This window comes from Klebsiella sp. CN_Kp113 (assembly GCF_040064585.1).
GTDB lineage: Bacteria > Pseudomonadota > Gammaproteobacteria > Enterobacterales > Enterobacteriaceae > Klebsiella > Klebsiella michiganensis.
In genome coordinates, this window is record NZ_JBEAID010000018.1 from 58,834 (window position 1) to 71,687 (window position 12,854).

Sequence of the window (12,854 nt, forward strand, 5' to 3'; positions counted from 1 at the left end):
ATGAATAATGTCATTCTCAGCATAATTGCTAAAATTTCCGCCATGGATGCCGAAAGTAAGCAGCTTGCTGCCCAGGTCGAGGCGCAGTCTTTGCTCATTAGCGCGCTGATGCTCGCTATCGGCAAGGAAGGCGGGGTCACGGAATTAGTTAGCAGCGTAACGAAAGCGATAAATTCAGTACTGGAATCATCTGAAGACGTTCTGAAGACGGACGCAGAACTGCTTCTGACCAAGTTTCAGGAACAAATAGCGCTCACGCAGTTGATAAGCACCCACGAAGATGAAATCAGTCATGACAGGCTAGATGATTAACAAGGGTCAGTCTGTTATAGATTGGGAATATGCAGGGCTTGCGGTTAGTCATGAGCTCACCGGCCATCAGCAACTATTGGCCGGTTCAGCTTCAGAAAATAGGGATACTCCAGGCGGAATACGCAATGTCTCCTCGCCTGCGCTGCTGCCGGAGGCAAACCGCTCGGTACATTAAGGCAAATCAGGCTTCACTTTTCCCGAGGCCAGCGTATATCACCGACGCCGTTGACTGTCGGCATGGCAAATAAAAAGCCCTGGAAACGTTTAATACCCGCAGATTCGAGCCAGCACCACTCCTCTATCCGCTCTATGCCTTCAGCAACCACCGCAATCTCAAGTTCACGGCAGCAGTTGATAATCGATCTTACCACCGCTTGTTTAGGGCCGCTCTGATGGATATCGGTAATAATCTCGCGGTCGATTTTAACTTTATCAGGCTGAATTTTTGTCAACAACGAGAGTCCAGCATAACCGGCACCAAAGTCATCAATTGCCAGCCCCATACCAGAGACGCGCAGTTTTTTTATCGCGCTGCTGAACTGGCTAAAACCGGAGATCATTTCATCTTCCGTCACCTCCACGATCACCTGTTCGGGTTCAAGACCCTGTTTTTTTATTTCCCGCAGCAGGTATTCAATGGCATCAGGAATAACAACCAGAGACATCGGAAGGATATTAATGGATATTTTATGGTCGCCTATATTGATTTCTTTCGCCAGGGCAAAGGCAACTGATTTCGCTTTGAGATCAACTTCATAACGTTGCTCTGGCGGAATCGAGGCAAAGAAATTGGCGGGACTACCGCCCTCTTTATCACGAATAAGCGCTTCAAGCGAAGTGATATTCCCGGCCAACGGTTCGATAATGGGCTGGAAAGCAAACTGACAACATTGACCGGCAAAAAACGATTCTTGCGGCGCATGAAATGCATGTTTACGCGAATGAAGCGACCATTTGTCAGGCCGTAAAAAGGGTAACGGCGCGGCAGCGCTTTTTTGACTGATAAAAGTATGGATAAATTTATAGACGCGCTCTTCGGTGGAAAGATAACCTTTCAGTTGGCTAAGCTGGCGAACCTTTGTCAGGACGTCAGCGGTTTGCAGTTTATTCAGGTCAAAAAACATCATCCCTACGTTTTCAAAGCGCCGGCGCGGGGCGTAATCACGCATCAGCTCGACAACCTGATGGTGGCGATCGTCTTGCTTGATCGTGCTGAATAGCTGCTCAAGCACGCACTCATCCCCCTCAAGTATCTGAAGGTAAACATTATCTTTTAAAAGAAGTATGCCCGTAATCCCGCGTGCTGCGTTCTCAGCATTCGCTTTTTCAACCAGCAGTATGAGATCGGTTTCTTGTGTTAAATGCATCTGACTTCTGTAAATCAGAGTTGTCAGCATAATCCCATCCAGATGTTTGCCAGGAGAATGGGACTGTGTAACACAGTTTACCCTTTTAACCCAGGCTATCTGTCATAATTAACTGGACCGGCTGTAGCCGACTAAGTTTATCCGATTATTTACGGCAGCAACCGGCAAGGGCCAGCGAAATAATCCTTAGCGGCGCGGGTAATGGTAGTGATTCATTCAGCAGCCATTTAAACCGTTTGGTAAATGCGTTTTTTTAAGCGGTATTTACTAGCCAACAAATCCCTGCTCGCGCATACGCGCTATCGCCTCTTCGCTGGCGCAGACCATGCCCGTGGTCAGCGTTTCAAAACCAAAGCGGCGATAAAAGCCGACTTTATCCACCACCGAGTAGATGAAGGTTTTGCCGAACGGCCGCAGCCGATCGCTGACCGATTGCATCAGCTGCTGCCCGTACCCCTTTCCCTGACAGCGCGGGTGCACCGCGACATCTGCCAGATAGCTGCACCAGGTCAGGTCGCTAATCGCCCGGGCAACGGCAATAAGCTGCCCGTTTTCATAGCCAAACCAGCAAAAGGTACTATGGCGAAACGCGCGCTCCACCAGCGCGACGTCCCGCTGATTGAGACCTGCGGCGGCGATAATCTCCGCCACCGTCCGCCAGTCAACCGAGTCCACGTGCTCTTTATCTTTTAATATCATCATGACGTTGCCTTTCACTCGCCTGCTTTGGCTTTCAGCATAGCCAAATGGCGCTAAAAAAAGCGCGCCCTGCCGCCCCCGGTCAACAGCATTTTATGCTGGATAAAAAAGTATAAGCCGGGGAAATTTTCTGACACCGCGGCGTGAAAACAGCGCATTTATGCTTAACAGCGGCGAGTAATCGACCAGGAGGCAGAATTAAATAAAATAACGCCATATTCTAACGACCGAAAACGGGCAAAAAAAACCGCCATGTGACTGGCGGTGAATGAATGCTTGCATGGATAGATTGTGTTTTGCATTTTTACGTTCAGGGCATAACCCCCTGAGTACGCTTGTCCGATAAGCTATCACGCGCAACATCAATGAAAGCTAAACGGACCGTTGCTTACAGCTTTTCCACCAGCGCTTTAATCTGCGCGACAAGGCCCTCTTTCTCCTCCTGCGTGGCGCCCGCGCAGGGCCAGGTGGATTGGCGGATAATCAGGCGCGTCGGCAGCAGCTCGCGGATCTTCATCTGCGGGGCAGCCATTAGCTGGATGAGTAGCTCAACCGCCCTTTTTCCCAGAACGTTAAAATCCTGGGCGACGGTGGTCAGCGGCGGCTGGAAGTAGAGGCTGTCCGCGGTATCGTCATAGCCGGTGACCGAGATCGCCTGGCTGCCGGTGCGATTCAACTGCGCCAGCGCGCTCAGTACCCCGAGCGCCATCTGATCGTTAGCCACCACGATGGCGCTAATGCGCGGATGATGATGCAGGAGCTCAAACGTTTTGTTCCAGCCGCTGGCGGCGCTCCAGTCGCCAAACACCGTCACCGCATTACTGACGCCCAGCCGATGCAGCGCCTCGCGCCAGCTGCTCAATCGCATGCGCGCGGAGACCGAGCTCTCCGGCCCGGCCAGCAGGCCGAACTCCCGGTGCCCGGCGTCCCAGAGATGCCGCACGCACGCGCCGCAGCCGTCGCGATGATCGAAACGCACGCAGCACACGTCGGTCTCCGGCGAAACATCAAGAAACATGCAGGCGATATCGGGGTTTTCCACCACCAGCCGCTCCGCGAGGCTGCTTTCGAGCGGCAGGCTGATAATCGCGCCGCGAATATGCTGGGCGCGAAACTCATTAAGCCGCGCCTGCAGCGACGGATAGTCGACCTGCACCGGCATCGCAATCGAGACCTCAAGCTGATGCAGACCGGCGTAGCTTTTCACCGCCGCGGCGATTTGTGAAGGCGCGTGCAGCGTCAGCGAAGCGGTTATCAGCCCAATCGACGGCGCGGATTTCCCCGCCAGAAGCTGAGCGGAACGGTTCGGTACGTAGCGCAGCGCCTGCATCGCGCGGATGACCTTATCGCGGGTTCGTTCAGACACCACGTCCGGATTATTCAGCACCCGGGAGACCGTCTGCTGAGACACGCCGGCCTCGCGGGCCACATCGTCAAGCGTTGCCAGGCGACGCTGCATAGTGCACTCCTTCTGAATCAAAACCTCAATGTCGTCCGCTAACATTTTATGTTTAAAAGACGACAAAAATCAGCTGTTTTTCCAGCTTTTCGTGATCGCCAGTGGGTTTCATTTTCGCCAATATTGCGGCTATAGCGAAAATAACTGATAACAAAATCATATTGTCTAGCGAATGACATTTTTATCACTTATCCGTCAGGAATACGTATGCAACAACACGACTCTCTTTCCGCCGCAGGAGCAACGTTCCATCAGATTCTCGCCCGCGAAGACTGGCAGAACCAGACCATTACCCATCTCAACCGTTTACCGGCCCACCCGGCTTTCGCCAGCTGGCGCGATACCGACGCGGCGCGGAAAAACCAGCCCTCGGCGTTCCGCCGCCGGCTTGACGGCCAGTGGCAGTTCTCCTGGGCTCGCAGCCCGTTTGACGTGGATGCCCGCTGGCTGGAAGACGATCTGCCGGACAGCCGCAGTACGCCGGTGCCGTCAAACTGGCAAATGGAAGGCTACGACGCTCCGATCTATACCAACGTCCGCTACCCGATCGACACTACGCCGCCGCGCGTGCCTGAGGAGAATCCGACCGGCTGCTACTCGCTGACGTTCAGCGTCGATGAGAGCTGGCGAGCCGACGGCCAGACGCAGATTATCTTCGACGGCGTTAATTCGGCTTTTCATCTGTGGTGCAACGGCGAATGGGTCGGTTATTCGCAGGACAGTCGCCTGCCCGCGGCCTTCGATCTCTCGCCCTACCTTCAGCCGGGTGATAACCGCATCTGCGTGATGGTGATGCGCTGGAGCGCGGGTACCTGGCTTGAAGACCAGGATATGTGGCGCATGAGCGGCATCTTCCGTTCGGTCTGGCTGCTGAACAAACCGACCCTGCACCTCTGCGACGTTCAGCTCACGCCGCAGCTCGATGCGCTCTATCGGGATGCCGAGCTGCTGGTGAACTTAAGCGTCGCCGCGCCGGTCGCGCTGCTGGAGGCGCTGACGGTGAAGATCGAACTGTGGGATGACGATCGTCTGGTCGCCAGTCACCAGCAGTCGCCGGGTTCGCCGATTATCGATGAGCGCGGAAGCTATGCCGAACGCGCGGCGATTCGTCTGCCGGTAGAGCGACCGGCGCTGTGGAGCGCGGAAACGCCAAACTGCTATCGGGCGGTGGTGTCCCTGTGCCGCGGCGATGAAACGATCGAGGCTGAAGCCTGGGATATCGGCTTTCGCCGGGTTGAAATCAAAAACGGCCTGCTGCTGTTAAACGGCAAACCGCTGCTGATCCGCGGCGTCAACCGTCACGAGCACCATCACCAGCGCGGCCAGGTGGTGACCGAAGAGGATATGGTGCAGGACATCCTGCTGATGAAGCAGAACAACTTTAACGCCGTGCGCTGCTCGCATTATCCAAACACCCCGCGCTGGTACGAGCTGTGCAATCGCTATGGCCTGTACGTCGTTGACGAAGCCAATATTGAAACCCACGGCATGGTGCCGATGAATCGTCTTTCCGACGATCCAGCCTGGCTGCCGGCCTTCAGCGCCCGCGTCAGCCGGATGTTGCAAAGCAATCGCAACCACCCGTCGATTATTATCTGGTCGCTGGGGAACGAATCCGGCGGCGGCGGCAACCATGAAGCGATGTATCACTGGCTGAAGCGCAACGATCCCTCCCGCCCGGTGCAGTACGAGGGTGGAGGCGCCGACAGCACCACCACCGATATTATCTGCCCGATGTACGCCCGCGTTGAGCGCGATCAGCGGATTCCGACGGTGCCGAAATGGGGGATCAAAAAGTGGATCAGTCTGCCGGGCGAGCAGCGCCCGCTGATCCTCTGCGAATACGCCCACGCGATGGGCAACAGCCTCGGCAACTTTGCTGATTACTGGCAGGCCTTCCGCGACTATCCGCGCCTGCAGGGCGGGTTTATCTGGGACTGGGCCGATCAGGCCATCAGCAAAACCTTCGACGACGGCAGCGTCGGCTGGGCCTACGGCGGTGATTTTGGCGATACGCCGAACGATCGCCAGTTCTGTATGAACGGCCTGGTCTTCCCCGACCGCCGCCCGCACCCTTCATTAATTGAAGCGAAACACGCGCAGCAGTACTTCCAGTTTACCCTGCTTGCGCAATCCCCGCTGCGTATCAGCATCAGCAGCGAATATCTGTTCCGCGCCACCGATAACGAAGCGCTGCGCTGGCAGGTCCAGGCCGCCGGAGAAACCTTTGCCGAGGGTCAAGTGAAGCTTGAGCTGAGCCCTGAAGGCCAGGGCGAGCTGACGCTGTGCGATGCGCTGACGCTGCCCGTGGGCGCCGAAGCGGTGTGGCTGACGCTGGAGGTTGTCCAGCCGCAGGCCACCGCCTGGTCCGACGCCGGGCATCGCGTCGCCTGGCAGCAGTTCCCGCTCGCCGCCCCGCTGGCGCTGCGCCGGCCTTCCCCCGTCGGCACGGCGCCAGCGCTGGAGAGCAGCGACGCGGCCTGGACCGTACGCAGCGGCTCGCAGCAATGGACTATCGACCGGGAGAGCGGCCTGCTGACCCACTGGCAGGTAGAGGGTGTGGAACAGCTGCTGACGCCGCTGCGCGACCAGTTTGTGCGCGCCCCGCTGGATAACGATATCGGCGTCAGCGAAGTGGAGCGCATCGACCCCAACGCCTGGGTTGAACGCTGGAAGAGCGCCGGGCTCTACGGCCTTAGCGCCCGCTGCGTACAGTGCGACGCCCAGCGCCTGGCCCATGAAGTGGTTATCGATAGCCGCTGGCACTATCTGCGCGGCGACGAAGTGGTGATTGTCAGCCACTGGCGGATGACGTTTGATGGCGAAGGCAAGCTGCATCTGGCGGTCAATGGCGAACGCGCCGGCACCCTGCCGCCGCTGCCGCGCATCGGGCTGAATTTCCAGGTTCCGGACCAGCATCAACCGGTTTCCTGGCTCGGCTACGGCCCGCATGAAAACTATCCGGACCGCCGCACCAGCGCCTGTTTCTCCCGCTGGCAGCTGCCGCTGGAAGAGATGACCACACCGTACATTTTCCCGACGGAAAACGGCCTGCGCTGCGATAACAAAGCGCTGGACTGGGGGCGCTGGCACGTCGCGGGCGATTTCCACTTCTCCGTACAGCCCTACAGCACCGCGCAGTTAATGGAGACCGATCACTGGCACAGGATGAAGCCGGAAAACGGCGTCTGGATCGCGCTTGATGCTCAACACATGGGTATCGGCGGCGATGACTCCTGGACACCCAGCGTACTACAGCAATGGCTGCTGCTTGAGACACAATGGCAATATCAGTTAACGATTCATTTCCAATAATAATCGGGGGCGCCAGCCCCCAACCTTACAGGCATAATAATATGGAATATTCACAATGAAACTCTCTGAACTCGCGCCACGAGAACGGCATAATTTTATATATTTCATGCTGTTCTTTTTCTTCTACTATTTCATTATGTCAGCCTACTTCCCCTTCTTCCCGGTGTGGCTGGCGGAAGTAAACCATTTAACCAAAACCGAAACGGGGATTGTCTTCTCCTCCATTTCGCTATTCGCGATAATTTTCCAGCCGGTGTTTGGCCTGATTTCCGATAAGCTCGGCCTGCGCAAACATCTGCTGTGGACGATTACGATTTTATTAATCCTGTTTGCCCCGTTCTTTATTTTTGTTTTCTCTCCGCTGCTGCAGATGAATATCATCGCGGGCGCGCTGGTGGGCGGGATCTATCTGGGGATCGTCTTCTCCAGCGGCTCCGGGGCGGTAGAAGCCTATATTGAACGCGTCAGCCGCGCCAACCGTTTTGAATACGGTAAAGTGCGCGTCTCCGGCTGCGTCGGCTGGGCGCTGTGCGCCTCAATCACCGGCATTCTGTTTAGTATCGACCCCAATATCACCTTCTGGATCGCCTCCGGCTTCGCGCTGATCCTCGGCGTGCTGCTGTGGGTCTCGAAGCCGGAAAGCAGCAATAGCGCCGAGGTTATCGACGCCCTGGGCGTCAACCGTCAGGCTTTCTCCATGCGCACCGCCGCCGAGCTCTTGCGGATGCCGCGCTTCTGGGGCTTTATTATTTATGTCGTTGGCGTCGCCAGCGTCTATGACGTTTTCGACCAGCAGTTCGCCAACTTTTTTAAAGGCTTCTTCGCCAGCCCGCAGCGCGGCACCGAAGTGTTTGGCTTCGTGACCACCGGTGGGGAATTACTCAATGCGCTGATCATGTTCTGCGCGCCGGCAATTATTAACCGAATTGGCGCCAAGAATGCCCTGTTAATTGCCGGGGTAATTATGTCAGTCCGAATTTTAGGCTCGTCTTTCGCGACCTCGGCGGTGGAAGTGATTATATTAAAAATGCTGCATATGTTTGAGATCCCCTTCCTGCTGGTTGGCACCTTTAAATATATCTCGTCGGCATTTAACCCAAAACTTTCGGCGACGCTGTTCCTGATCGGCTTTAATTTATCGAAACAGCTGTCGGGCGTTGTGCTCTCGGCGTGGGTAGGACGGATGTATGATACCGTCGGCTTCCATCAGGCTTATCTGATCCTGGGCTGTATTACCCTGAGCTTTACCGTCATTTCGCTGTTTACCCTGAAAGGCAGCAAAACCCTGCTCCCGGCCGCAGCATAACGCCAGGCCGCCGGAAACCCTCCGGCGGCGCGTCGGCAATACACCGTTAAGACGCCGGGTAAGGCAGTTGCCGATAGCCGGCGATCCGCGTTTCCCCGTCGCTATTTTCCAGCCCGTAAAGGCGCGCTTCCGCCATCGATGAAATCAGCTCAGCCAGCTCGACGGAGTGGCTGGTTAACCAGATTTGGCTATAGCGGGCCGCTTCGACAATCAGCCGGGCCAGCGCCGGGAACATCTGGCGATGCAGGCTGTTTTCCGGCTCGTTAATGGCCAGAAATGCCGGAGGGCGCGGGCTTAATAGCGCCACCGCCAGGCACAGGAAGCGCAGCGTGCCGTCGGACATTTCCGCCGCCAGTAAAGGCCGCCAGACGCCGTTACGGCGCATCTTCATCGAGAAACGCGAGTTTTCGTTTTCACAATAAAAGGTACACGCCGGGAACGCTTCGCCGAGGATCTCATGCAGCAGCTCTTCGGCGCCGATTTCCACGATGGTCTGAAAGGCGGCGGCGAGGTTATGCCCATCGCTGTCGAGCACCGGCGAGCGGTAGCCTACCGTCGGGTGTCGCAGCGGTGAGAGTCTGCCAATATTGAATTCGTGATAAAAGCGCCAGTGGCGCATGGTTTCCCTGACCCGCGAGACCTCCGGAAAACGGTGCGGCTCGCCCAGTTGGCCAAAAATCGATTCATTCTCGTAAATGGCGTCGGTAAAGGTACTCTTTTCGCCATTCACATCCACCAGGAACGCCGCCTGGTTTTTACGCTCCAGCACGCGCGATGAAGGACGTCGGGAAAATCCCGCCAGCCAGATCGACTCCTCTTTAACGATCGGATCCAGCTGAAACTGGGTAGGGTAAGGCAGCTTTTCCGGAAAACCCACCTGCAGCTGGTAGTCAAACTCGTCGGTCAGACAGCCAATCTGCAGCCGCCGCGGAAAGCGGTCGGTCGGCGCGCCTGGCCCGGACCACATAATGTTTTCCAGCCCGCCCTCATCGCTGATATAGCCGGAAAACTTCCCGTCGGCGCAGGCGGTTAACAGGTGGATGGCTTTATAGATATTGGATTTACCGCAGCCGTTGGGGCCAAAGACGATATTCAGCGCACCGAGTTCCAGCTCAATATCCCTGACCGATCTGAAATTTTTTATCCGGATATGGTTAATCATAGATTCCCGAAACTGATAAAAGCGTTTGGCGCTACTGTATCGGAGGCGAAAGGAAAACAAAACAGGCGCGGACCGGACGACAGCTTGCCGCCCGGCTCCGGCTTAGCTGAAGAGTTTTTTCATGCCGCGGGTCAGCGCGACTCTTTTGAGTTTGTCCGTATCCTCATGGCTCTCGTTGAAAACGCCGAAAAAATAGCGTTCATCGTCAATGGTCTGCGATACGATTCTGTAGCTCAGCGGCTGGCCGGATTTCGCGCCGTACTGCGCAGGCGTCACGGAAATCTCCGTCGCGTTATCGGCAACGCTAACCATCAGGCCGTCGCCCTTCCCTCCAACCAGCATCACCTTAATTAACGGGTGCACCATGTCCCTCCCGGGTTGAGGTCAATGATTAATTTTCGATGGCCGCAGGCTGACAGTTGGTCGTTGCGCCGCCGTGGCCGGACTTGTCTTTAGCGGAGGCCGGCTGAGCGCCCTCTTTACCAACAACGGGCGGTAACGGCACGCCTTCTTTGTCCACCGCAGGCGACGCCTTCTGGCAGGTCGCCGTTTTCGTGGCCTCTGCGCCCCAGACAGGGGTTTGCAGACTCAGGATCGCCACGGGAGCAAGCAGCAACGTGTTCTTCAGTACTTTCTTATAGTTCATACCGGCCTTGAGTAAAAAAATTTCTTTCTTATGCTGAGCTAAGCGCTGATTATTAGGAGTAAAAGCTGACAAATGATGAAGGAAAAAAGAGGAATTGTGAACATCAATAGTTCTTATTTATGAATTGCCGCCTTTCCTGCCCCCGCGCCTGACGGATCTTATATCCAGGAATTACCTTAATCAATTGAAATGACGGCAATCCCCCCATTCTGGCGACGTTTCTTTTCGCCAGAGTGTAGCGCTTTTGTGGCAGAAACAGCGACCTGGTTTATATCCCGGACGTTGTGGAAAATTCCTGGAGTGAGGCTCACCGACGGCTGAGCATTTGTACTTCGCTTGTTAGCCACTAGACTTAAATAAGTCAAACGAAAGGAGACTCCCATGTCATCACAAGAGTATGAAAACGACGCGCAGAATCTGGCGGACAAAGTGAGCAACAAAGTCAATGAATTCGCCGGGGAAGCCCAGCAGCAATTTGGTGATGCGGTTGATTCGCCTAAACATCAGCTAAAAGGCGCGGCCCGTAAGTACGCCGCTCAGGCGTCGGATGCCGTCTCAGAGGTCTCCGAGCGCGTAAGGGAAAATCCGCTGACCGGGCTGCTGGCGGCCGGCGCTATCGGGCTGGTGATTGGTTTACTGGCGGGACGGAAATAACCCATTCTAAGGCCCTTCGGGCCTTAATTTTTTGCCTGCGGCGCGCTTATGCTAACGCTGACTTAAATCGCCACGACTTCAGCTACGTTAAACTGAAAAACGTAAGGGTCGGACAACAGGTGGAATTGCTCATCATCCGCATAGGTCACTGCGACATGATACGCTTCACCGGCAAAGGCGATGACCGCATCCAGATTGTGCCAGTACGTTGCCAGGAAGAAGTGTTCCCACTCCCCCTGCGTTTCCCGTCTGACAAACGCCCCCGCGTTGCCGCTGATGCCCTGGGAATGCTGTACGCCTGTCGCCTGCAAATGAACCGCAAACGCATCGCCAAACTCAACGGGAACACAACCATGCCAGGTTCTGACAATCATCTCCACACCTCATAAAAAAGCAATAAAGATGCATTTATAGCAAATAAATGGCGATAATAGTGATTTTTTATGCAATTGCTTTATGCGAATCATACCGCCTGGTACATCCCGGACATTTGCAGGTATAATCTCACTCATTATTCAGCGGATTCAGACACGAAGATGACAAAACTCACCTTACAAGAACAAATGCTTAAAGCCGGGTTAGTGACCAGCAAAAAAATGGCCAAAGTTCAGAGAACGGCGAAAAAGTCCCGCGTTCAGGCTCGTGAAGCCAGAGAAGCAGTGGAAGAGAATAAAAAAGCGCAGCTTGAGCGAGATAAGCAGCTTAGCGAGCAGCAAAAGCAGGCGGCGCTCTCGAAAGAGTATAAAGCGCAGGTTAAGCAGCTTATTGAAATGAATAAAATCGATATTTCAAAAGGCAATATTGATTTTAACTTCACGGATAACAACTTCATTAAAAAAATCGCCGTGGATAAACTCACCCAGGCACAGCTGATTAGCGGCCGTCTCGCCATTGCGCGTCTGGCCGGCGATAACGACGGCGAGAGCAAATACGCGATTATCCCGGCGAGCGTCGCCGATAAAATCGCCCAGCGCGACGCCAGCAGCATTGTCTTAAACAGCGCGCTAAGTGCGGAAGAGCAGGACGAAGACGATCCGTATGCTGATTTTAAAGTTCCCGATGATTTGATGTGGTAAGCAATGCGGGCCTGCGCAGACCGGCGATTCAGACCTGGTCTGCGCAGGCGTTGTGCTTTACACTGCGCGCGGCAAAAATTGAGTAGATAAACGATTAACCAGGCGGTAACGGCGATGAACGGAACGATCACAACGTGGTTTAAAGATAAAGGTTTTGGATTTATCAAAGATGAAAACGGCGATAATCGCTATTTTCATGTGATTAAGGTTGCCAACCCTGAACTCATTAAAAAAGATGCAGCAGTCACTTTCGAACCCACCACCAATAACAAGGGTTTGTCAGCCTATGCGGTAAAAGTCCTGCCGGAAAGCAAATATATCTATATTGCAGGCGAGCGGATTAAGCTTACATCGATCAAATCTTTCCTGGTGTACAGCGAGGAAGAGCCCGCCGATGCCCGCATCGACAAAGAGAATGCGGTCCTTTCCGTAGGCCTGTTGATGGGAAATATCAGGCCAAAATCCACCGCTAAGCCTGGCGAAATGCGCTCGGTGAAAAAGCTGGCTATTACCACCTTCCAGGGAACCACCCTCATCTTCTCGGAAGATGAGATAGACATTGAGGCCACGGTAAAGCTGCTTAAGGTGTGAAAGCGTACGGCTCAACAAACCGGGCTCTGTGCCCGGTTTGGGAGTGATGACAAATCTGTTTAAACATCTTCCCCGGTTCTTCACCGGGTGGCGATTGACGCCTTACCCGGCCTGCCAATACCAGAGTCACAACCTGCCGCGCAATTTCTTCGGACTCGTGCAAGCGAAGCGCTGTTAGGTAATTCCAGCCGTTCTGTTTTTTATCCGCAATGGGACGCCGGGCTCTGCGTCCTTTATTAACCAGATAATTTTTCTCCTCCCTCAGCC

The 12,854-nt window shown here is 54.9% G+C and carries 13 protein-coding genes; 6 read left to right on the forward strand and 7 right to left on the reverse strand.

Annotated elements, in window-relative coordinates; all coding sequences use genetic code 11:
* Entirely contained in the window at window positions 1-312 is a 312-nt protein-coding gene (gene iraP / locus ABLV30_RS10375) for an anti-adapter protein IraP (RefSeq protein ID WP_049083441.1), read from the forward strand.
* 188 nt (window positions 313-500) lie between these two features.
* Here iraP and ABLV30_RS10380 read toward each other — a convergent pair whose 3' ends face one another.
* The 3 genes from ABLV30_RS10380 to ABLV30_RS10390 all read right to left on the reverse strand — a co-directional run bounded on the left by ABLV30_RS10380 (window position 501) and on the right by ABLV30_RS10390 (window position 3,837).
* Entirely contained in the window at window positions 501-1,709 is a 1,209-nt protein-coding gene (locus ABLV30_RS10380; RefSeq protein ID WP_154904423.1) for a diguanylate phosphodiesterase, read from the reverse strand.
* A 237-nt stretch (window positions 1,710-1,946) separates the two neighbouring features.
* The gene (locus ABLV30_RS10385; RefSeq protein ID WP_014229506.1) at window positions 1,947-2,381 is read right to left on the reverse strand and encodes a GNAT family N-acetyltransferase; all 435 of its coding nucleotides are present in this window, start codon (window positions 2,379-2,381) and stop codon (window positions 1,947-1,949) included.
* A gap of 385 nt (window positions 2,382-2,766) precedes the next feature.
* Window positions 2,767-3,837: a LacI family DNA-binding transcriptional regulator gene (locus tag ABLV30_RS10390; RefSeq protein ID WP_025105766.1), complete on the reverse strand. Its 1,071-nt coding sequence runs from the start codon at window positions 3,835-3,837 to the stop codon at window positions 2,767-2,769.
* Between the two features lie 207 nt (window positions 3,838-4,044).
* On the opposite strand from ABLV30_RS10390, the gene ABLV30_RS10395 reads away from it, so the two are divergent.
* On the forward strand, window positions 4,045-7,152 hold the full coding sequence (locus ABLV30_RS10395) for a beta-galactosidase (RefSeq protein ID WP_187228221.1): 3,108 nt from the start codon (window positions 4,045-4,047) through the stop codon (window positions 7,150-7,152).
* A gap of 55 nt (window positions 7,153-7,207) precedes the next feature.
* Window positions 7,208-8,458 carry an MFS transporter gene (locus ABLV30_RS10400; RefSeq protein ID WP_025105768.1) on the forward strand — a complete coding sequence of 417 codons (1,251 nt, stop codon included), beginning with the start codon at window positions 7,208-7,210 and terminating at the stop codon, window positions 8,456-8,458.
* A 46-nt stretch (window positions 8,459-8,504) separates the two neighbouring features.
* On the opposite strand, the gene ABLV30_RS10405 is transcribed toward ABLV30_RS10400, so the two are convergent.
* From ABLV30_RS10405 to ABLV30_RS10415, 3 genes are all read right to left on the reverse strand, one after another.
* Window positions 8,505-9,620 carry an AAA family ATPase gene (locus tag ABLV30_RS10405; protein WP_187228222.1) on the reverse strand — a complete coding sequence of 372 codons (1,116 nt, stop codon included), beginning with the start codon at window positions 9,618-9,620 and terminating at the stop codon, window positions 8,505-8,507.
* A gap of 102 nt (window positions 9,621-9,722) precedes the next feature.
* Window positions 9,723-9,983: a hypothetical protein gene (locus tag ABLV30_RS10410; RefSeq protein WP_014229513.1), complete on the reverse strand. Its 261-nt coding sequence runs from the start codon at window positions 9,981-9,983 to the stop codon at window positions 9,723-9,725.
* 28 nt (window positions 9,984-10,011) lie between these two features.
* Window positions 10,012-10,266 carry a hypothetical protein gene (locus ABLV30_RS10415; RefSeq protein ID WP_025105770.1) on the reverse strand — a complete coding sequence of 85 codons (255 nt, stop codon included), beginning with the start codon at window positions 10,264-10,266 and terminating at the stop codon, window positions 10,012-10,014.
* 381 nt (window positions 10,267-10,647) lie between these two features.
* Between ABLV30_RS10415 and ABLV30_RS10420 the strand changes: the two genes are divergently transcribed.
* Window positions 10,648-10,920 carry a CsbD family protein gene (locus tag ABLV30_RS10420; RefSeq protein ID WP_004851233.1) on the forward strand — a complete coding sequence of 91 codons (273 nt, stop codon included), beginning with the start codon at window positions 10,648-10,650 and terminating at the stop codon, window positions 10,918-10,920.
* Between the two features lie 62 nt (window positions 10,921-10,982).
* Here ABLV30_RS10420 and ABLV30_RS10425 read toward each other — a convergent pair whose 3' ends face one another.
* Window positions 10,983-11,294: a hypothetical protein gene (locus ABLV30_RS10425; RefSeq protein WP_025105771.1), complete on the reverse strand. Its 312-nt coding sequence runs from the start codon at window positions 11,292-11,294 to the stop codon at window positions 10,983-10,985.
* Between the two features lie 162 nt (window positions 11,295-11,456).
* On the opposite strand from ABLV30_RS10425, the gene ABLV30_RS10430 reads away from it, so the two are divergent.
* Both ABLV30_RS10430 and ABLV30_RS10435 read left to right on the forward strand, forming a co-directional pair.
* Window positions 11,457-11,996, forward strand: a complete 540-nt coding sequence (locus ABLV30_RS10430) for a DUF2058 domain-containing protein (protein ID WP_025105772.1) — start codon at window positions 11,457-11,459, stop codon at window positions 11,994-11,996.
* Between the two features lie 114 nt (window positions 11,997-12,110).
* Complete coding sequence (locus ABLV30_RS10435) at window positions 12,111-12,587, forward strand: cold shock domain-containing protein (protein ID WP_004851238.1); 477 nt, start codon at window positions 12,111-12,113, stop codon at window positions 12,585-12,587.
* Window positions 12,588-12,854: the final 267 nt, after the last annotated feature.